This window comes from Priestia taiwanensis (assembly GCF_014638355.1).
Taxonomy (GTDB): Bacteria; Bacillota; Bacilli; order Bacillales; family Bacillaceae_G; genus Priestia_D; species Priestia_D taiwanensis.
In genome coordinates, this window is sequence record NZ_BMFK01000001.1 from 2,057,534 (window position 1) to 2,078,068 (window position 20,535).

The window sequence follows — 20,535 nt, forward strand, 5'->3', positions numbered from 1 at the left end:
ATACGATTATCCTCACTAACGCCTTGTTGATTTCATTGCGCTCTTATAAATCTTCTTATCCATTGTTACATATGCACACGTAAATGCAATTGCCACTAATGCAACTCCTACATACGTCCCGATTTCTCTTGCCGTTTCTACCGTTCCTGCAAACTCATTAAAAACCATTGGAATAATAAACATCTTTCTAATACCTCCGACTATGTAATGTTTGAACAGAACTTTTGTTCGTAAACTCATTATAAAACACCTGTTCTGTTTTTTCAACAGAAAAATAGAACAAATGTTTTATTTTTTTCACAACCTAGTAATTATGCCTTACGAACAATAAGACGTGGTAGAATACTAAATCCTTGTAGGTGTAAGAGAAACCATTACATAGCAGGGCTCACGATTTAGTAACCAACAGGCGTAACAATAGGAAAATCAGGGTTTATTGAATCTTGTACCGATAAGAATGCATGCCATTTCTCACTATCTCCTTGAATAATGATGAGGGCATGACTCGACTTTGTATTCGTTGTTGCTAATTCATACAATGTGTCTTTCCACATGGTCACAGTCACTTCTGCATCCATATCTATGTCACTCTTCAAATACCGAAAGATGCCACGTTTGATTTCGGTGGATGCTACTTCCTGTCGATCAGGGATAATGAAATTAAGTTTGTACTCATACTCTCCTGCTTTTATACCGTCCACTCGGATGCTAAATAAATTCAGTATATCTTTCAGTGGAATTGCATCTAATACTTCTTTCGTAATAATGGAAATTGGCATCGGTATTTTACCAAAACGTAACTCCTGAGCTCCTGTTAAGTACTCATTACGCCACGGTCCCGATTCCGTAATATATCCTAGTTGCTCTAATGCATCTGCACATAGTAATTTTGCATTTCTGTTCGTTGGATTTGCATAAATAACATGCTTCATTACTTCCGCTACCCATTGGTACTCTCCGTCTTCGAATGATTTCCGTGCTTTCTCTAAAATCGCCTCCTCTCCCCCCATATACTCCACATATTTCTTTGCTGATTCCTCTGGCACTAACTTATTTAAATCAACTGGATTGCTATTGTACCAACCAAGATATTTTTGATAGACTCCCTTCGCGTTATGATTCAACGTCCCATAGAAAGGACTTGTATACCACTCATCTAAACTATTTGGCAACTTTATCATTCGCCCTACATTCTCCAATGTGTATCCTTTGTTAATAAGCCGCAACGTTTGATCATTTATATATTGATAGACGTCCCTTTGTTTTGCCATATACTCGAGACACGCTTGGTTGCCAAATCGTGGCCAATTATGAACACCAAATATACTTGTTAAAGACGCACCAAATAACTCGATTGCTTGTTGTAAATAATACGCCCAAGCTACTGGATCACGAACTCTCGCACCCCGTAACGTATATAAATTGTGCATTGTCACCGTACAATTTTCCACCATACATAACGATCGTTCACGTGGAATATACATATTCATCTCTGCTGGTGCTTCTGTTCCTGGCGTTAATTGAAATTGGATACACACACCATCAATTATTTTCTCAACATACAGTTCACTACCATCATTCACAACCTCTGTTACATTATTCGTTAACGTAACAATACCCGTCGATAACTCTTTTCCGATTCCGTTATCAATGTGTCCTTTGGCATCACGGCGCAACCCTTGTCCGTACATATACACGCCGCGCCTAGACATCGCCACCCCAGCCGTAACATTCTCTTCGATGACCGCTTTCATGAAACCTTCTGGTGCATATACATCCGTATGCGGTTGCAAAATCCCCAAAATCCCGCCGTAATGATCCGTATGAGAATGGCTCAAAATAATAGCACGAATTGGAATCTCCCCAAAATAATCCGTTACTAGTTGAAAAGCAGCCCTTGCTGTTTCTTCAGAAGTAAGACAGTCAATCACAATCCATCCTGTGTCTCCTCTCACAACACTCAAATTAGCCATATCAAAGCCTCTTACCTGATAAATACGCTCGGTCACTTGATATAATCCTGCATGAAGATTTAACTTCGCCTGCTCCCAAAGCTTCGGATGAGCAGTAGCAGGTAGCCCCTCCTGCTGTAGAAACTCATATCGTTTCATGTTCCACACAGGCCAAGGATGTTTGTTCCCATCAATCGTTAAGAGCGGCACTTCAACAAGTGTATTTTTCCTTACTAACTCTTGTTCTCTTTTTACTTTCTCCCATGCAATCTTTTCATATGAATGAGCATTAATTTCGCGTGTTTTACTCGTTGCTCCTTTTCTTTCTGGTGTTAACTCTCTCATTACACTCCCCCTCCTGCCAATACACTACTATATGTCGCTACTTTGTTTTTTGCCCGAAAAAAAGAAGCATGCCTACACATGCTTCTGCTGTTCACTAACAATATGCTTTTCTGGTTGCTGTTGCTGAAGCAAGAAGAACGACACACCGATAATAACGAGTACGCCGCCGATTAAATGAGAAGAAATTAACGTCTCTTGCAAAATGAAATACGCTAACACCGTCGCACCAACTGGTTCTCCTAATATACTCATTGAAATCGTCGTTGCATTCACATAATTAAGCAACCAATTATGAATAACCGCTGCCATCGTTGGAATAATAGCTGTTGCTAAAAACAGTAGGTAATCAAATTGTGTATATCCAACGAACGGAATATCCATCACAATGTTATACAAACAAGCCACTGCCCCTGCTACGAAAAAGACAATGAAGCTATACACCCAGTGCGACAATTTACTGATAATCTTTTGCCCAATTAATAAATAACCGACAACTGCCACTACACTACAAAACGAAAGAAAATCACCGTATAATGCCTCATCACTTGCACTAACATCTCCCCATCCGATAACAACAACACCAATAATAGCGACAATCATACTAACAATGGTTACTTTCGTTGCTTTCTCTTTAAATAAGAAAAAACCTCCAATTAATGCGATAAGAGGCTGCAACGCCAAAATGATGGTAGAACTTGCCACAGATGTGTACTCAAGCGAGCCATACCAAAGTAAATAATGAAGTCCGAGGAAGAGCCCCGAGAAGAATAATACTGCATAATCTTTGCCGTTAATATTCTTCCATTCCTTCCACTTCATCACAACGACAGGCAATAAGAAAATACATGCCATCCATAGACGATACATACTAAGCGCTGATGGTGAAGCTGTCGTTAACTTCGCAAAAATCGCCGACGTTGAAATTGCAATAATCCCCACTATAAGCATAATACTAATTGTTTGATTACTAATTTTTGTGTTCACGTTGTCCCCTCTTTTTCCACTAGAAATTCTCCAGTTACATCCCCAAAAAGACTACCAATTTTATTTCTTCTTCGTGCATCGCTTGGGCTATTTTTACATGCTTGTTGCACATAGAGAACCTGCTTCCTTCTATAACACATCTTGTATACATTATTCCCCAACATATATTCTACTACTTTCAATGCACGCACTTGAAGAATATTCACTTGGCTACCATATGCCACTCCATGTATGTATTTATATTATACCTTCCTCCCCATACTTCTTTGAAACAAAAAAGTTCTACAAATGCTGTGAAGTATTTGATTAACAAGGAACATTTCTTGTTTTGCGGTGATTAATCCTTCTTTCCACAATAAAGAAGGATTAATCATTCAATAAATTTGACTTACGAAGCATCCCATTGGCTTACTTCACCAACTACCCTTCTAAATATTTCCGTTGCTTTATACCAAAACAGTATCCCTTCCTCTCATACCCGAATTTACTGAGTATAAAGCACCTTTTAATAAACTACTTTAATCTAGGAAAGGAATAAGAGCGATGTTTCTTTTTAATAATTCATTATTTCCATTACCCTACTTCACTCCACTCATTCCAGGGCCACCAGGTCCGACTGGGCCCGCAGGTCCTCCAGGCCCACCAGGGGGACCTTCTCCAATTGGATCCACTGGTGACACTGGACCTACCGGTAACACTGGGCCTCTTGGCAACACTGGGGCTACCGGTAATACCGGACCTATCGGTAATACTGGACCCACTGGTAACACTGGGGCGCATGGTATTACTGGACTCACTGGTGACACTGGACCTATTGGCAACACTGGACCTGGCGGCGGAGCAACTGGACCTACTGGCGATACTGGGCCTATTGGTGATACCGGGATTACCGGTGACACTGGACCTATCGGTAATACCGGACCCACTGGTGACACTGGGCCTATCGGTAATACTGGACCCACTGGTGACACTGGACCTACTGGTAATACTGGACCTATCAGCGATACCAGACCTACTGGTAACACTGGGCTATCTGGTAATACTGGACCCATCGGCGATACCGGACCTGCTGGTAACACCGGACCTGCTGGCAACACCGGACCTGCTGGCAACACCGGATCCACTGGTGACACTGGACTTATCGGTAATACCGGACCCACTGGTGACACTGGGCTCACTGGTGACACCGGACCTACTGGCAACACTGGACCACCAGGATCTATTCATGCAAACTTAATTTACGTTACAAATAGTCGTATACCGGGTTCTGTCACCGTTATAAACGGCGTAACTAATTCTGTTCTTTCCACTATTCCTGTTGGAAATTTCCCTGTTGGAGTAGGCGTAAATACATCTACTAACCTCGTTTATGTGACCAACTCTAATACTAATGATGTCGTAGTCCTTAACAGTACGGATAATTCCATCGTTACAACTATTCCTGTAGGAGGGTTCCCTGTTGGAGTGGGAGTAAATACATCCACTAATCTCATTTATATCGTTAATCAGGTCAGCAATTCTGTCTCGGTCATCAATGGTGCCAATAATTCCGTCCTCACTACCATCCCTGTAGAAAGTCAACCTATCGGAATAGGCGTAAATACATCCACAAATCTTATTTATGTTGCTAATTCGTTAAACAATAATATCTCGGTCATCAACGGTGCCAATAATTCTATTCTTACAACTATTTCTGTAGGAAATTTCCCTATTGCAATCGGAATAAACTCAGTAACGAACCTCATTTATGTTGCTAATGAATTTAACAACTCTATCTCCGTCATCAACGGTATGACCAATACTGTTTTTACAACGATTCCCGTAGGGAATCAACCTTTTGCAGTAGGATTAAATACATCTACTAACCTCATTTATGTTGCTAATGAGTTCAGCAATTCCATCTCCGTCATAAGCGGTGTGACCCATAACGTCATCATGACCTTACCTGTAGGCAGTTTACCTGTAGGAATAGGAATAAACCCAGTAACAAATCGAATATATGTAGCGAACAACTTGAATGATTCTGTCACAGTTATTGACGGAATCTCGAATACAGTAATTACTAATATACTTGGTGTATTGAGCCCTCTGGGGGTGAGCGTAAATCCTTAAATCATTCTTTCGTTACTAATAACAAACAAGAAAAAGGTAATCAACTAGTCATCAATAATCGACTAGCTGATTACCTTTCCTACGGATTCATCTACTCTTCTTTCATACGAAAAACAACAAAACATATCGGTTACATAGTATCTTTTCCCCTTACATTGGCATTTACTGTATATAAAATATTTCGTTATAATACGTTTAGGAGAGGACAAAAATGTTTACTATCAATGATTCATTATTTCCATTAACCTATTTTTCTCCGTCAATTCCGGGACCACCGGGGCCACCAGGCCCAACTGGACCCGCAGGCCCTCCAGGCCCTCCGGGAGACAATGCCCCCGGATCAACCGGACCTACCGGTGTAACAGGGACAACTGGGCCTACTGGCATTACTGGAGCGACTGGTGTTACCGGACCTATCGGTAATACCGGGTCTACTGGCAATACCGGAGCGACTGGCATTGTGGGACCTACCGGTAATACTGGACCTACTGGTGCTACCGGACCCGGTGGTGGACCTACTGGTGATACTGGACCCACTGGATCTATCGGTGACACTGGACCTACTGGCATTACTGGACCTATCGGCGATACCGGGCCTACTGGCATTACCGGGCCTGGTGGTGGATCTACCGGCGACACTGGACCTACTGGTGCTACCGGACCTACCGGCGATACCGGGCCTACTGGCGATACTGGGCCTACTGGTGACACTGGACCCACTGGATCCACTGGCGACACCGGGCCTACTGGCATCACTGGGTCTACTGGCAATACTGGACCCACTGGTGATACTGGGCCTACTGGTGACACTGGACCCACTGGCAATACCGGGCCTACTGGCGATACTGGGCCTACTGGTGACACTGGACCTACTGGTAATACTGGAGCCACCGGGTCTACTGGTACAAATATGATTTATGTAGCTACCGGATCGGATAATGTCCGCGTCATTAATGGTGCTACTAATTCCATTATTACAACGATACCTGTAGGAGATCTCCCTATTGGAGTGGGAATAAACCCAGCAACCGATTTAATTTATGTAGCTAATCAAAATAGTGATAATGTCTCCGTCATTAACGGTGCGATTAACTCTGTCATTGCAATGATATCTGTTGGAGACCAACCTTTTGGAGTAGGTGTAAATATATCCACTAATCTCATCTACGTGACTAATCAAGGAAGCGATAACGTCTCTGTCATTAACGGTACAGATAACTCTGTCATTACAACCATTACTGTTGGGGATCAGCCTTCTGCCGTAGGCATAAATACATCCACTAACCTCGTTTATGTAACTAATCGGAATAGCAATAATGTTTCCGTCATCAACGGGATAGATCATTCTATCATTACAACTATTCCTGTTGGAAATACCCCTGCCGGAATAGGAGTAAATCCATTAATTAATGTCATTTATGTAGCTAATTCTGGAGACAACACTGTCTCTATCATTAACGGTGCAGATAATTCCATCATTACAACCATTTCCGTAGGTGCCATTCCTGGACCAATAGGGGTAAATACATCCACTAATCTCGTTTATGTAGGTAACTTTTCAGACGATACCATCTCAATAATAAGCGGAGCGACCAATAACGTAATTATAACTTTAGCGGGAGATCCACACCCTCTCGGAATAGGAGTAAACCCACTAACAAATCGAATTTATGTAGCTGGTGAAAATGGAGATATAACCGTTATTGATGGGATATCAAACACAATTATTACGAGTATATCTATTGGAGGCGATACCCCTACCGGAATAGGAGTGAATCCTTAAAACATTCTTTACTAACAAAACATAAGGAAATCCTCTAATCAATGACAATTGACTAGAAGATTTCCTTTCTTACTTATTGCTTCACTTGCTCTTCTTTCACCACTTGACTTCGCTTCTGAATGTGTTCTTGTTCTAACTTATCTTCCTCATTATCACGAATTGTCTTCTGTAACACGAAACAAGACATTGTTAAAAACAACGTTCCAATTAAATAGTACCCTTTCACACTTAATGGCTCTTCCAATGTGTAGATACCAACTAACATACCTGCAAATGCACACACAAATGATACCCACGACAAAAATGTAAAAGCTTGCGTATTTCGTTTTCTCATCTTTTTCCCCTCTCCATTCACCATTACTCTCTACATCTTTACACTACATAATATTATATGAATTTTCAAACTATTTTGCGTAATATTACCTCGCTTGCTTATTCTTTGTTATAATAAAACATAGGCATGTATTTTTTCGCTTATTACTAATTAAGAGGGGGTATATATAATGAAATACGGAATTGTAATTTTTCCATCGAAAACATTGCAAGATAAGGCAAACTCATTAAGAAAGCGCTATGATTCACACTACGGGCTTATCCCACCTCATGTAACATTGAAGTATCCATTTGAAGCGGATGAGCATACTACTGAAGCGATTGTACAAGAGTTGCGTCATATCGCCAGCGAAGTGCAACCTTTTACATTAACATCAGGAAATGTTAGCTCATTCTATCCAACGAATAACGTTATTTATTTCAAAATTGCACAGTCTGAAGCTTTGGCAACACTAAACAATAAAATGCATGATGGTGTTCTCGCAACAGAGAAGGAATATGCATTCGTGCCACACTTAACAATCGGACAAAATTTATCAGATGCAGAACATGCGGACGTATTAGGACGCTTGAAAATGCTTGATTATCATTACGAACAAGTCATTGACCGTTTCCATCTTCTCTATCAATTGGAAGACGGATTCTGGACAGTATACGAAACATTTCATCTTGGGAAGGACTGCTAAAAAATTGAACATTGAACTTGTAACAACAAAAGAACAACTACAAGACGCATACGATGTGCGCACCGCTGTATTCGTACACGAACAACACGTACCGATAGAAGAGGAAATTGATGAGCATGATGCAACTGCAACACACATTGTGGTGTACGATAACGACAACGCAATTGGGGCTGCACGCCTTCGTCTCGTCGATGGCTACGGTAAATTAGAACGTATCTGCATTATGAAAGACTACCGTAGTGCAGGATACGGCAAACATATCGTGATGAAACTAGAAGAACTTGCACGTGAGCAAAACATGACAAAATCAAAATTAAACGCCCAAACACAAGCAGAAGGCTTCTACAAGAAGTTAGGATATGAAACAGTATCCGATGTGTTCATGGACGCGAATATTCCACACGTAACAATGACAAAGCAGCTGTAGACATTACAGCTGCTTTCATTCTTTATTAGGAGTGATACTATTGCTAACATATACTTGTACACTTTCTTTAGATGATCGATCTAAATTTATTAGTAATCTGTTTTATGCACTACGAGAAGCAAAATTTGAACACCCTTTTATCGAAGAGCTAACGGACAGCACATTGATTGTTACGCAAAAGCATTATTTTTCTGCCTCTTGCAAAATATCTTACACACTTCTACTCAAGAAAGATGCGAACCACCTCACCTTACTTACATGTGGTGGGAAGAAATCACTTTTTGAGCAATGGACTTATGGAACATATGAAAGAAAAATGGTCAGTCTTATTGAAGAAGTTGTACACAAAAATAGAGAACCAATTATGTAGCTACATAAAAATTCCGGCCACTATCGATCGGAATTTTTCACATCTATACAATATAGCGCCTCTTCTGTTTGTAAATAAAGAATAGAACCTCGACCAAAACAATGATGAAACTGAATTTCTTCATCATATTCGTTATACGGAATAGCAGAAAAGACACCATTATCTGTTAAAGAATAAACTTCTAACTTATTCGAACTACAAAATAATACTTTATCCTCTCCAACCGCAAAATCATGTGGGCGCTCAATATATGGCTCGACATCCCACTGCCTATGAATCTTCCCATCTTTCAACTGCACAAGCGGAAAGTCTGAATAATAACATAGCCATACACTATCATTCGTCACATTCATTGCATAACAATCATTAATTGGTCGAACGATTCCTTCATCTACAAATTGACCGTACTTCTGAAAAACAACCTCACCGTCTTTGTTAAAGGCGATGATACCATCTTGTGTTAATGTATGACCACTGAACACACCTTCATCAACGTAACTAATCCAAATAATATCGTCCTTATCTACTTGGCAATCTGCAATCCCTTCACCAACGTCGAATTCACTTATCTTCTCTCCTTTTTCATTCACAATTACCGCCCGATTGTCTTCTCCTTCTTCTCCCCACATAATTAATAACCAATTCTCCACTCCAATTGGCTGCACAAACAACAAATAATCTAGATTGAATTCGGTATCTATAGGGAAATATCTTTGAACAGAAGTAGTCATATTAGAATGCATAATATATCCTTCACCCTTCTCATCTATCGCCAATAGCACAAGATTATTTTCTCGGTCAATCCATATCTTTTTCGTGCTATCTTCCTTGAAATCAATTACCTTTTTAACATACATCTTTTCCATACTAGTATGTACCTTTCTATCCTGTCATGTTCTAAATAAAAATAGACTAACCCATCTCTCAGGATTAGTCTATGAAAACAATCTATTGAACCACTTTCCAAAGCGTCGTCGCTAAATCCGGTACCCAGCCAATGTGTGATGTGTGAGCGTACGTACACTCATATGTTTTCCCATTGTATGTTACTTTTTCGCCAACTTTATAACTTACACCCGTTGTCCATGCTGGGTGATTTGGAGTTGGACCAGTTACTTTTGTAGTAACACTAAGCGCAGCTGAAGCGCCAGATACATTCCCGCTTGTGTCAACTGCTTTTACTGTATATGAATATGCTGTATTAGCAGTTAAATTACTATCTGTAAATGTAGTCGTTGTTGATGTACCAACTTTCGTAGTCCCTCTATAAATCTCATATTCTCTTACTCCTCTATTATCAGTAGAAGCTGTCCATTGTAAGGAAATCGTTGAGCTTGTTTGTGATGATGATTGGAGATTACTTGGTACAGACGGTGCTGTCGTATCAGTTGGTAGTGGTGTACTATTATGAATCATCGGTCCATACGTGTTCACGAAGCCATTGTTGTAGGCAACGCCACTTTTACTTACACCTGCATCCCAGTTAATTGACCATGTCATTAATCCTTTCACTCTATTACCATCTGCCGCTAGACGATTTAATGCATTTTGTATCGCTTGTGGGTCTCTTACGTAACCGTTCGCTGCTGCATCTGGGTTCGAAGGAAGACCAAGCGCTAATTTATGTGCTGGAATCTTAACAAAACCATTTCCAGTTGCCATTTGTGTTGAGATTGTATATAAGAAATCTTCTTTTACTGCATCGTTATTTTGTGCAAGCCATCTTCCATTTGCGGCTGTCACACCGTCACCGCCTTGATTATATAGTTGTGGGTGAATAAAATCATAATAGCTATCTAGGGATTGAACATACGGAACATACTTACCACCTGTTCTTAAATACGGGAATTCTGGAGCCATTGTAATAAGGAAGTTTTGACCTTTTGCACGGTAGTGATCCTTTACAAGCTTGAGTGCCGCTGGGATTACTGTTTGGTTATCACCTGCTGTAATCGCATTTTGTTCTAAGTCGATGTCTAAACCATCAAATCCATACGTTTCCACAAGACGAATAATTTCATCTGCAAGAGGGCGCTCATCTCCTGTTCGCAACTGAATGTGCGCATCTGCACCACCTAATGAAATAATAACAGCACGACCTTGTGCATTTAATTTCGCTACTTCAGCACGAAACGCACTGTCAGTCATATTATACGGTTTAAATGTCGGCATACGATTCGTTGCATCCGCTTTCATAAATGCAACATCAATAACATTATAGCCTGCTGGTGTCTCAGATAGTTTCACATCACCACCAGTTCCTTGCTGGTACCCATCGCTTTTTGGTGCCCAGTTATGCCAATACCCAACAAGAACTTGTTTGTTCTCCAAAGATGGCATTTGAGATGCCGCATCCACGACTTGTGTTGTTGCGTTCGCACTAGAGACAAGCTGTTGTGTAGTCAACCCAATCCCTGCTGCTACCATACTTAAAGCTAATGAAACATTTAACGATTTTTTCCCCTTCATCATTCCCACTCCCTTTTATGAAATGAGGCTATATACTGCCTGTTTTATGTAAAAATAAACAACAGAAAAGAGGCGGTATATGCTAGGATGATCGATTCTACTAATCTCTCTTCCATATATGCCGTCTTGTTTTAAATTCGTTAATTCCTGTCAGAATCCTTCTATAAAAACTAGATTTAAAAACCTCTAAAAACAGCTACTAAACTCCAGAAATAGACGACAAGTTTCTCAACTTACATCCTACTTAACAGATTAGCTGTATAAATCACATAGCTAGGCCGAAATATTCCGAATAGTAGTCAAAAACCTCCTCATATAGTAAAAAACAACTAACGAGAAATTTCTTCTTCTGTTTCATTCTCCATATGAAATAAGGCACCTCCACTTGGAGATGCCTTATTTCGCAAACTGCATTAACAGTTTGTTGAACTCATGTGATTGATCAATTGGTAAGCCGTGTCCACTATTGTAAAGAGGATATAGCTGTGAGCCTTTGATTTTCTGATTCGTAAGCTCCCCACTTTTAAATGGAATAAGCTGATCGTGAACACCGTGGAAAATTGCTGTCGGAACATTAATTTTGCTTAAATCATCGGTGACATCTTCTCGTGCCGCTTCTTGTAACAACTTAATAAGTGCGTACGAAGCAGATTCGCGTCCAAGCTCAGCGAACCAATTTAATGTAGCCGCACCTAAATTTCGATTAAAAAATGTTAATGATACATCATCAAGGAACTTCGGAAGATTGTCATACATTTGATTAATAAGTGTTGTTGCTTGTTCCTTTGGGACACCGTAAGGAGAATTAGGACTTTTCACAAAAGCTGGAGACACCGCATCCACTAACGCTAACTTCGCTACATGACGTCCACCGTACCTCGACATGTAACGAATGGTAATGGCTCCTCCTATCGAAAAACCAAGTAACACGATATTTTCCAACTTTAATGCATCTAATACAACTGCTAGATCATCCGCTAAACGATTATACGAATATCCTCCCCACGGTTTATCTGATTGACCATTCCCCCGAATATCCATGCTAATACAACGAAAACCGTACTGTGGCAACACATTAAATTGATATTGAAACATCTTATGATTTAACGGCCATCCATGAACGAAAAAAATAGGCTTACTACCAGGGCCAGGATCAATATCTTGTACAAACAGATGAACGCCTTTCTCCACTTCAATATACATCGCATAGCCCCCTCATTGGACCTTTACTCCATCGTATGGCATGCAATCGCTAGATATTCGTCAACTAGTTGTCCATCTTTATCATTCGGTACAATTCGCCTCTATATGTAGGTCTCTTCTCTTTGCTCGTTCTTGTAATTGAAATAACAAATGACGAATAAATGACATGAAAGACGTATCCACTTCCTTCTTCGAAGACCACTGCATGATAAGCTCACGTTGAATGTTAATTTCGATTGGTTGAATAGTATATTCATGTCGGATATGCTTGTTCAAGCTAGATAGCGGCACAATGGTGACACCTTTTAATTGTTGTGCCAGTGCTAATGTAGAGGTGATACTTTCTGACTCCATCACTTTATTAATAATAATATTGTTCGCTATTAGATAAGGTTCTAATTCCTCTTTGCACCCTGACAGAGGCATTACAAATGGATATTTCTTTATATCTTCTATCGTAAGATTCGCTGGAACAGTTGTTGGAGAAACCATAACATATGGATCATCTCCAATGACTTCATAGCGGAAACCTTTTATAACGTTTTCCTTCCTGCAAATCGAAAAATCTGCTTTTCCAGAAGATAACCACTCTACAACTTTCCCGTAATTACCTTCGCGAACAGATAATACATACTTGCTTTGATTGAAATCCTCTGATTGCATACATTCCGCTAAACAGTATAGTGTTACAGATGGATATGTCGCTAACACAATAGTCGAAAGATGCTTGCCTTGCAACTCAGCTACTACACCCTCTAACCTTTCATATTCTTCAAGAAGGCGCTCCACGCTCACCAATAATTTCTTGCCGCTATCTGTAAGAATTGTTCCACTCCTTGAACGCTCAAATAATGCTAAAGCATAACTCTTCTCCATCTTGTTGATAATATGTGTGATAGCTGGTTGGGTCATATGTAATTCTTTCGCCGCCAAGCTAATACTTTGAAACTTCGCTACATACTTAAAAACTTGGAAATCAAACAGGTTCATCTATTTCTCCTTCTATAAAAGATATTTATATCATTCATAAATAACCTTCATTATATTTATCAATGTGCTTAGTATACACTAAGGATAGAAATTGAAGTGAGAACAACTACAGTGAACGATAAAGGAGAGATTCATAAATGAGTACGTATGTATTAATTCACGGAGCATGGCAAGGAGAATGGGCTTGGGAACTAGTAAAGCCGAAATTAGAATCATTAGGACACACAGTCGTTACACTTGATTTACCGGGAAGTGGACAAGATATGACACATCCACAACAAGTAACATTAGATGCATACGTTACGAAAGTAGCCGATGTCATTAACCAACAAAATGAGAAAGTTATTCTAGTTGGGCATAGCATGGGTGGCATTGTCATTACACAAACAGCCGAACATGTATCGGACAAAATTGATAAATTAGTATATGTTGGCGCATTTTTACCGAAAAATGGTGAAAGCCTTGGTTCAAAACTAACAGGACAAAAAGGGCCTCAATTCACGGTGAATGAAGCTGATATGACCGCTGTCCTTGTACCCGAAACGATTGAAAATACATTTTTAAACGCAACAAATGATGAAGCAATTAAAGAAGCGGCTTTCAAGAAGATGCGTCCTCAAGCATTAGCACCATTCCAGCAACAGATAAGCATTTCTGAAGAGAAATTTGGTAGTGTAGATCGTTATTACATGGAGACAACATTGGACAATGCTATTCCAATCGACTTCCAACGCATCATGAATACAGAAACACCATGCAAACAAATCATCTCGCTAGAAGCGGATCATTCTCCGTTCTTCTCGAAGCCAGATGAACTTGTAGAGCATTTACACCAATTACGTTAATACTAAAAAAGTCAGGACTATTCACATGAATAATCCTGACTTTTTTAGTTAACGGAAATTGGCTAGAAATTCTTTCAACATATTCGCCAACAATTTTTCCAAATACTATTTATATCTCCTCAATCACCTCACACTAATTGTCCCTATCTTGCTGTTCAAAGTAATCCCTTGTAATATAAAGGGAACTATTAAATTACGCTTAGGAGGCAAGCATTATGAAAAGATTGAAGTCTTTAAAATGGGAATTGATTATATTTTTTCTTAGTTTTCTTTATAATGGCTCCCTACTAACCTCAAAATTATTAGCAGGGCATACCTTCGATTGGCTGCGAGCTTTACTCACTCTAGCAAGTTTCGGTTTATTCATAATGAGTGTACAAGATATTAAGAAACAAAAAAAATATCAAACCAAATAAAAAAGCAGCCATTCGGCTACTTCATGCTATATCTTAAGATGAATCAACATGTATAGTTCGTTAACTATACACCTACAAGATACATTCATTCTACGTATCCCACAAATAAGTTAAATACTATTCAGGTATAGTCCTATTTATCACTTTTATTTCTGTTAGTTCAATTTTTTCTAACCTAGTCATCATCCCTGCCTCTTTATCTGGTGTGCAATGAGCCTCAATATACAAATCCACCCCTAAAATGATACGTTTCTTCACTTTCCATTCCCTACACGCTTTTTTCAACGAACGAATAAATACTTCAAAGTTTTCATCATCCTCGGGGAGCACTTGATCAAGATTACAAATAAAGATGAGATACCCTGGTGCTTTCATCCAACTTAAATCATTTATGCACACTTCAAAATTCGACCAGTCGTGCTTGAAGTGACTTGGAAACTTTAGCTTCCTTTCAAACTCTTGAAATAAACTATCTATATCCCGACACTTACTTCCGTCTATTGATACATAAACAAACTTATCCCTCTTATCTAGTGGATACTCTGCCATATACTCGTAAAATGCACCTTCTTCTTTCACCATTAGAGAAAATCGTTCACTCGTATCCTTCTTTCTTTCTTCCCATCCAATTATGAAGATAGTAAGGACAACAAAAAGAATAGGTATTACCCAGCCGGAAATAGGCATATCTGTTATATCCACTTCTCTCCACTCTGTATAGTTAACAATAAGTACAAAGGCCAGCCAAACCACTCCTATACTGGCACTTATAAATAACTTCTCTCGAAGAAAATCGTATATCATCTTAACAATCAGCCCACCTACTATTAACACCCTCACGGTTACCGGGAAAAATAACTCACTCTGCAAAAACGAAACTATATTTTCCACTTATACCCCTAACCTTTCAACTTTTTTATTCAATTAAAAGGACTTCTCTCTATTTACATTCCCAACACAGTGATAACCTTCGTTGTCTTGCTTTGCTCCTCAATCCATGCTTGGGAATCTGTAATCATAACAATTAATTGGTTTCTATTTTCGGCGTAGTTTTGCATGAAAGCTGCTTCTACCCCTTCATAAATAAACCCTACAACATGCCCTAATGAATGCGGATTTGGGTGACTCATTAAGTATTCTTTTATCTCTTCTAATTCCGCAAGAATTTCATTCCATGTATGTATACGTATTTCATTTATACCGCAATAATCAAACCTCTCATAGTACTTTTCAAATGCAGGCATTATATAGCCAAAATGTTCTTCTTTGAAGAAGATAGAAGACTCACTCCAATACTCTATTTCTCCTTCACCTGGAAGAATCTCAATATAATTTGTACCTTCTAGCGTATGCACGTCGTAAATAATTTCAATTAGCTCTTGTTCATACACATATTTCCCCTCACACTTAGCCACTTCTAACTTCGCCATCAGTTCTTCTTCTTTTGCTGGTATACAATGCATGACCATACAAAAACCATCTACTTCTCTTTCATTGTCCCATGTCATACATGCATCCCCTAGATGACTCATAAATACATTAAAATCTTCTACATAATCTTGTAGCAATTGATCACTATTATGAATATAAACCGTACATCTTTCTTCTTCTATCCAATATAGGTCATTCATACATTCACCAAACTCATCCCAATTCTCATTGAAATCATCTGGAAACTCGAACTTATAAGCAAACTCTCGAAACAAATTACGTACATTACTACAATTCTTTCCATCTATTATAATACATACTTCATCCTTCTTCTTCTCACCTATAGCTTCTTCTACATATTCACAAAATTCCGCTTCCTCTTGAACTAGTATCTTCAATGTTCCGTCTTCATCCTCTTCCATACTCTCCATTTTCAACTCTACATTCCCTTGAAATACTCCAATAGGAATAGCAATGAAGAAAATAAAAAGATAATCAGATATACTAGGAATAGGAGACCAACTCTCTACTACATCTGAAAGGATATTTGTATAGATATCCACGACAAACAGAACATAACATACAACGGACGTACCGACACTTATTAAGAACCTATTTTGAATGGAATAAACAATCATTAACATATAAAGTGGACTTACGATTACCATTATCAATGTGGAAAGGGTAAATATATACTCCTCCGCAAACGCCATAACCTGTTGTAACATTTTCTCACCTGTACTTTCTTTCTCTCTCTCCAACAATCATACTTTCTCATTATTCCGTAAAAAAATAATATAAAAAAAGAAAGAAAAGTAAATACTTTCCTCTTTAAACACAATCATTTACTGGGAATAAAAAATAAAAAGAGTTTCCTCATCACATGAGAAAACTCCTTCTATCCTTATTTCAAAATACTCGTACGCTCTACAAACCCTTGTGGCGTTACGTCAAATGTAATTTCCATTGCTTTAGATTGCCTGCCTTGGTTAACAAATGTGTTATTGTCATACCATTTTAGACGATTGGATTCGCGGTGGTACACTTTTACACTTTCACCGTACTCAAACATCATGTCGTTTATTTGCTCTTGGAACGCTTTCGAGTTGTCTGTTCCTTTTGCAGCGATATGTTTCTTTTCATTATTATTCTTATCGTATACAGTTACTGCCATGTAGATTTCGTCTGGGAAGTAAGAATGAATTTGGCTACTTCCTCCTGTTACATGGAATTTCTTCGTGTCATGATGAAGCGTCATCACCGATCTTTCTACATCACCAAGTCCAGTAAAGACGATACTATCACCGTACGTTACAGTAACTGGAACATCGATTACTTTCTTCGCTCCGTACACATCTTTCGTTTCTACGTTTACTGTCTGTTTTCCTACTTTTGAGAAGTTCGGCGTACGAACAAATTTCGCATATTCCAGTGTGCCTCCACCAACTACTTCTACGAAATCTTTCGCATCCATTGTCGCCCCAATTACCACGTTTTGTGGTACAGCTTTTACTTCTACTAAACTATCAATTTGTCTAAATCCTTGTGGTGTGACTTCCCAGAACGTTGCTTGCGCTTTTCCTTGCTGTGTTAAGTTGTTTTGTTGATACACTTTCAAGCGGTCTGATTCGCTATGGTGCACTTTGATAATATCACCATATTCAAATGCTAGGCCATTCAATTTGCTCGCAAAATTCTCCGAGCTTTCTGTTCCCATCGCCTCAATATGTACTTTTTCTTTCTTATTCGCATCATACACTGTCATTCCCATGTATAACTCATCTTTGAAATAATAATGAATGTCATCTTTCGTTGCTGTTGCACTTAATTTTTTCGTGTCATGATGAAGTGTTACGACAGACTTAATATCATTGCTTAATCCTTGGAAAACAAAGCTATCACCGTATACAACATTTACTGGAACTGAGATAACATTCTCATTTCCTCTGTCATCTGCTAGTTTCACCTTCATTTGTTGTGTTCCTGCTTCTTGTTTTCCAAATTCCACAATGCTTACTGGTTTCACGTTCTTCCCTAAATTTCGAACGAATTCATGTAAGTTTCGCTTCTCAAACGTCTCACCAATCAATATATTTGGCATGTTCGTTGTTGCTTCTCCGTACGGCGCTACATATGCATCTACTTGCTTCTCAACAATTGGCTTACTATCTGTCGACTCCCAAATTGGCTTCGTTAGTTCAGGTAATGCTAGCTTGCCTACTTGCTCCACTGTCTCGCTCGTTGGATGTAGTCCCCACTTCGTAAAGAACGGTACTAAGTTTTGGTTCGCTACTTTTGATGCCATATAAATGAATCGCTGTTGTCTCTCTACATCTGACTTCGGTAATTCTTCTGTCGGCATTGTACGATACAATTGATGAAGCTTCGGATAGAATTGATCACCGTAGGCTAAATGTAATTGCCAGAACATCGCTACTTGAACGAATGGGTCATCAATTTTATTATAATTTTTCCCGACCTCTGGTTGATTAAGATAGTTCATTGCCTTCTTATAATGACCATCTACTTCCAGACGAGAAGGTTGTCCAAATGCCTTTTGTACAGCTAGGCTATAAATATTCACTGTTACTTCAACTACTTCATCCCATTCCCATGGTCCTTGCTGGTGTTGGTGTCCTACTTCATGCCACGGACCCCATCCATCTTTCGTAAATTTCTCTACATTTAAGACACGATCCATCGCATTTGGGTGATAGCCAGTATGATAATTCGTCGCATACATCCACCCATCTCGATGCTGATTTTCTGCGAAATGAATAAGGTGTTCCCCTTCATTCGCAACACCAACCGCATCAGCTGACATTCCTGATAATGCATGTTGAATACGGATAGATTCATCATGCTTCTTCAGTAACTCTATTGGATTCGTATTTTTCATGTGTTTTTCCACACTTGCAAATGTAGACGTAATAAGAGATTTTTCTCCTTTTAACTCTACCGCGTACGGATCTTTATATGTCGCAAGCATCTTTTCCCAATCTGCTTTCGTATGTTTTCCTAAAATGAACAGTGGAAAATGGCTTCCACCACTTGTTACATTTACTTTTACATTTCCTGCTTTATTCGTATTAGAAAAGTATAAAGCTCCTCCATTTGGAGATGAAATGATATTTTCACCAGGCTGTAACGTGAATTTCTTCGGACTTTCTTTGTCATATCCATACGTCCCAATATATGCTTGGATAGACTCCGTTCCTTCTACGTTAATCGTTAAATTCTCATCTACTTTCGCATAAATACCTGTTGGTTCATACGGAGAAAAACTAAATTCACGTCGGTGCATATCACGCACATCTTTGACATCTCCTCTTGCCGTAAGGTTGAACGTGCGTTGCTCATAGTTAGCGTTCACCGTTCCTATCTCTTCCGTCGCATATACCTTTGGCATTTCTACTACATACGGTGCTATCAATGTAGTCATACATAATCCTGCTGCTATTAATTTTTTCCCCTTCAACATGCTGTTACCTCCTAATTATGCGTTACATGTACATGCTACATATTCCGCCAAAAACGAACAAGGGTAGTTCTTTGCATCTTTTAACTAGCTAAATCAGGAATATTGATTGAAAAAGCAAATGAACAGTTGTCCGTATAACTCGTTATATTCTACTAGCCACTCCATGAAAACAGTGAAATTTCCTTATGTTTGTACATAATGAAAAAAGGAGCGATATCGCTCCTTTCCATGATCCACGCCACTTGTTTTCTTACCTGCGTTGTTTCAATCCACCTAAAGATACATATGTACGCCTATCTATCTTCTATTTTTCTTCATAGCCTATTAGACTTATTATCCGAATATCTCTTTCATTATTACCTTGAATCTCGGTTTGAATGTAATCTCCATAATCGTCATAAATCTATCTCTATCTCCTTCCATGAATAGACGGGTTGCAGAGTGTTCTTTTTTATCTGATAGTATTTCAATCCGGTCCACACTTTGGAAATGATAAAAACATACTAGTTCATTCTCGTTTATCGTTTTCACCTCTAGAGAAAATTGGCTATAAAAAGGACAAATCATTATATCACATGCATGATTTCCTACCTCAAATGTAAATGTTGTTTCATCATACTCATATAACTCGTCTTTATCTTTCTTAGTAGGTAGACACTCAAACAAAGAAATGAAATCCAGCTCAGAAGGATACGTATTCATAATTAG

General features: G+C 39.0%; 21 protein-coding genes and 1 pseudogene. 7 read left to right on the top strand and 15 right to left on the bottom strand.

All coding sequences use genetic code 11. The annotated features are described in order from the left end of the window. Positions 1-15: 15 nt before the first annotated feature. The 4 genes from IEV41_RS10685 to IEV41_RS20250 form a co-directional block, all read right to left on the bottom strand. Positions 16-240, bottom strand: coding sequence for a hypothetical protein (locus IEV41_RS10685; RefSeq protein WP_188388367.1), 225 nt, complete (start codon positions 238-240; stop codon positions 16-18). 155 nt (positions 241-395) lie between these two features. Beyond that, the gene (locus IEV41_RS10690; RefSeq protein ID WP_188388368.1) at positions 396-2,297 is read right to left on the bottom strand and encodes an alkyl/aryl-sulfatase; all 1,902 of its coding nucleotides are present in this window, start codon (positions 2,295-2,297) and stop codon (positions 396-398) included. A 72-nt stretch (positions 2,298-2,369) separates the two neighbouring features. Beyond that, positions 2,370-3,245: a DMT family transporter gene (locus IEV41_RS10695; RefSeq protein ID WP_188388759.1), complete on the bottom strand. Its 876-nt coding sequence runs from the start codon at positions 3,243-3,245 to the stop codon at positions 2,370-2,372. Positions 3,246-3,859: 614 nt separating this feature from the next. Continuing rightward, entirely contained in the window at positions 3,860-4,483 is a 624-nt protein-coding gene (locus tag IEV41_RS20250) for a collagen-like protein (protein WP_275583739.1), read from the bottom strand. A 262-nt stretch (positions 4,484-4,745) separates the two neighbouring features. Between IEV41_RS20250 and IEV41_RS20015 the strand changes: the two genes are divergently transcribed. Then, complete coding sequence (locus IEV41_RS20015) at positions 4,746-5,393, top strand: YncE family protein (protein WP_229722226.1); 648 nt, start codon at positions 4,746-4,748, stop codon at positions 5,391-5,393. A 246-nt stretch (positions 5,394-5,639) separates the two neighbouring features. Here IEV41_RS20015 and IEV41_RS20255 read toward each other — a convergent pair whose 3' ends face one another. Beyond that, positions 5,640-6,284, bottom strand: a complete 645-nt coding sequence (locus IEV41_RS20255; protein ID WP_275583740.1) for a collagen-like protein — start codon at positions 6,282-6,284, stop codon at positions 5,640-5,642. 118 nt (positions 6,285-6,402) lie between these two features. Between IEV41_RS20255 and IEV41_RS20025 the strand changes: the two genes are divergently transcribed. Beyond that, positions 6,403-7,176, top strand: a complete 774-nt coding sequence (locus tag IEV41_RS20025; protein WP_229722227.1) for a YncE family protein — start codon at positions 6,403-6,405, stop codon at positions 7,174-7,176. Positions 7,177-7,249: 73 nt separating this feature from the next. Here IEV41_RS20025 and IEV41_RS10715 read toward each other — a convergent pair whose 3' ends face one another. Beyond that, positions 7,250-7,510 carry a YiaA/YiaB family inner membrane protein gene (locus IEV41_RS10715; RefSeq protein WP_188388372.1) on the bottom strand — a complete coding sequence of 87 codons (261 nt, stop codon included), beginning with the start codon at positions 7,508-7,510 and terminating at the stop codon, positions 7,250-7,252. A 169-nt stretch (positions 7,511-7,679) separates the two neighbouring features. Between IEV41_RS10715 and IEV41_RS10720 the strand changes: the two genes are divergently transcribed. The 3 genes from IEV41_RS10720 to IEV41_RS10730 are packed head-to-tail and all read left to right on the top strand — an operon-like array spanning position 7,680 to position 8,992. After that, the gene (locus IEV41_RS10720; RefSeq protein ID WP_188388373.1) at positions 7,680-8,195 is read left to right on the top strand and encodes a YjcG family protein; all 516 of its coding nucleotides are present in this window, start codon (positions 7,680-7,682) and stop codon (positions 8,193-8,195) included. A gap of 4 nt (positions 8,196-8,199) precedes the next feature. After that, positions 8,200-8,622, top strand: a complete 423-nt coding sequence (locus IEV41_RS10725; RefSeq protein ID WP_188388374.1) for a GNAT family N-acetyltransferase — start codon at positions 8,200-8,202, stop codon at positions 8,620-8,622. A gap of 40 nt (positions 8,623-8,662) precedes the next feature. After that, positions 8,663-8,992: a hypothetical protein gene (locus tag IEV41_RS10730; protein ID WP_188388375.1), complete on the top strand. Its 330-nt coding sequence runs from the start codon at positions 8,663-8,665 to the stop codon at positions 8,990-8,992. A 20-nt stretch (positions 8,993-9,012) separates the two neighbouring features. On the opposite strand, the gene IEV41_RS10735 is transcribed toward IEV41_RS10730, so the two are convergent. The 5 genes and pseudogenes from IEV41_RS10735 to IEV41_RS10750 all read right to left on the bottom strand — a co-directional run bounded on the left by IEV41_RS10735 (position 9,013) and on the right by IEV41_RS10750 (position 13,654). Continuing rightward, entirely contained in the window at positions 9,013-9,858 is an 846-nt protein-coding gene (locus IEV41_RS10735; protein ID WP_188388376.1) for a YxiH-YxzG fusion protein, read from the bottom strand. Between the two features lie 82 nt (positions 9,859-9,940). Then, on the bottom strand, positions 9,941-10,408 hold the full coding sequence (locus IEV41_RS20030; RefSeq protein ID WP_229722228.1) for a carbohydrate-binding protein: 468 nt from the start codon (positions 10,406-10,408) through the stop codon (positions 9,941-9,943). After that, a pseudogene (locus tag IEV41_RS10740) lies at positions 10,403-11,461 on the bottom strand (chitinase); the annotation flags it as partial. The pseudogene IEV41_RS10740 and the gene IEV41_RS20030, both read right to left, overlap by 6 nt. Before the next feature lie 396 nt (positions 11,462-11,857). Then, positions 11,858-12,664, bottom strand: coding sequence for an alpha/beta fold hydrolase (locus IEV41_RS10745; RefSeq protein ID WP_188388378.1), 807 nt, complete (start codon positions 12,662-12,664; stop codon positions 11,858-11,860). Positions 12,665-12,745: 81 nt separating this feature from the next. Continuing rightward, positions 12,746-13,654 (bottom strand): LysR family transcriptional regulator, encoded by a 909-nt coding sequence (locus tag IEV41_RS10750; protein ID WP_188388379.1) that lies wholly within the window; start codon positions 13,652-13,654, stop codon positions 12,746-12,748. Between the two features lie 137 nt (positions 13,655-13,791). Here IEV41_RS10750 and IEV41_RS10755 point away from each other — a divergent pair, with 137 nt between their 5' ends. Continuing rightward, positions 13,792-14,499, top strand: a complete 708-nt coding sequence (locus IEV41_RS10755; protein ID WP_188388380.1) for an alpha/beta fold hydrolase — start codon at positions 13,792-13,794, stop codon at positions 14,497-14,499. A gap of 215 nt (positions 14,500-14,714) precedes the next feature. Then, entirely contained in the window at positions 14,715-14,915 is a 201-nt protein-coding gene (locus IEV41_RS10760) for a hypothetical protein (RefSeq protein ID WP_188388381.1), read from the top strand. 117 nt (positions 14,916-15,032) lie between these two features. Here the strand turns inward: IEV41_RS10760 and IEV41_RS10765 are convergent, their stop codons facing one another. The 4 genes from IEV41_RS10765 to IEV41_RS10780 all read right to left on the bottom strand — a co-directional run bounded on the left by IEV41_RS10765 (position 15,033) and on the right by IEV41_RS10780 (position 20,529). Further along, a complete protein-coding gene (locus tag IEV41_RS10765) occupies positions 15,033-15,806 on the bottom strand; it encodes a barstar family protein (RefSeq protein WP_188388382.1) in 774 nt (257 codons plus the stop codon). Positions 15,807-15,859: 53 nt separating this feature from the next. Then, positions 15,860-17,074: a barstar family protein gene (locus tag IEV41_RS10770; protein ID WP_188388383.1), complete on the bottom strand. Its 1,215-nt coding sequence runs from the start codon at positions 17,072-17,074 to the stop codon at positions 15,860-15,862. 176 nt (positions 17,075-17,250) lie between these two features. Continuing rightward, positions 17,251-19,827, bottom strand: coding sequence for a M60 family metallopeptidase (locus tag IEV41_RS10775; protein WP_188388384.1), 2,577 nt, complete (start codon positions 19,825-19,827; stop codon positions 17,251-17,253). A gap of 333 nt (positions 19,828-20,160) precedes the next feature. Beyond that, positions 20,161-20,529 carry a hypothetical protein gene (locus IEV41_RS10780; protein ID WP_188388385.1) on the bottom strand — a complete coding sequence of 123 codons (369 nt, stop codon included), beginning with the start codon at positions 20,527-20,529 and terminating at the stop codon, positions 20,161-20,163. Positions 20,530-20,535: the final 6 nt, after the last annotated feature.

Excerpts from the sequence above, each read along its gene's own strand:
- IEV41_RS20030 (WP_229722228.1), bottom strand. The coding sequence starts at position 10,408 with ATGATTCATAATAGTACACCACTACCAACTGATACGACAGCACCGTCT.
- IEV41_RS10770 (WP_188388383.1), bottom strand. The coding sequence starts at position 17,074 with ATGTTACAACAGGTTATGGCGTTTGCGGAGGAGTATATATTTACCCTT.
- IEV41_RS10720 (WP_188388373.1), top strand. The coding sequence starts at position 7,680 with ATGAAATACGGAATTGTAATTTTTCCATCGAAAACATTGCAAGATAAG.
- IEV41_RS10685 (WP_188388367.1), bottom strand. The coding sequence starts at position 240 with ATGAGTTTACGAACAAAAGTTCTGTTCAAACATTACATAGTCGGAGGT.
- IEV41_RS10690 (WP_188388368.1), bottom strand. The coding sequence starts at position 2,297 with ATGAGAGAGTTAACACCAGAAAGAAAAGGAGCAACGAGTAAAACACGC.
- IEV41_RS10755 (WP_188388380.1), top strand. The coding sequence starts at position 13,792 with ATGAGTACGTATGTATTAATTCACGGAGCATGGCAAGGAGAATGGGCT.
- IEV41_RS10760 (WP_188388381.1), top strand. The coding sequence starts at position 14,715 with ATGAAAAGATTGAAGTCTTTAAAATGGGAATTGATTATATTTTTTCTT.
- IEV41_RS10715 (WP_188388372.1), bottom strand. The coding sequence starts at position 7,510 with ATGAGAAAACGAAATACGCAAGCTTTTACATTTTTGTCGTGGGTATCA.
- IEV41_RS10775 (WP_188388384.1), bottom strand. The coding sequence starts at position 19,827 with ATGTTGAAGGGGAAAAAATTAATAGCAGCAGGATTATGTATGACTACA.
- IEV41_RS10745 (WP_188388378.1), bottom strand. The coding sequence starts at position 12,664 with ATGTATATTGAAGTGGAGAAAGGCGTTCATCTGTTTGTACAAGATATT.
- IEV41_RS10780 (WP_188388385.1), bottom strand. The coding sequence starts at position 20,529 with ATGAATACGTATCCTTCTGAGCTGGATTTCATTTCTTTGTTTGAGTGT.
- IEV41_RS10695 (WP_188388759.1), bottom strand. The coding sequence starts at position 3,245 with ATGCTTATAGTGGGGATTATTGCAATTTCAACGTCGGCGATTTTTGCG.
- IEV41_RS10735 (WP_188388376.1), bottom strand. The coding sequence starts at position 9,858 with ATGGAAAAGATGTATGTTAAAAAGGTAATTGATTTCAAGGAAGATAGC.
- IEV41_RS10750 (WP_188388379.1), bottom strand. The coding sequence starts at position 13,654 with ATGAACCTGTTTGATTTCCAAGTTTTTAAGTATGTAGCGAAGTTTCAA.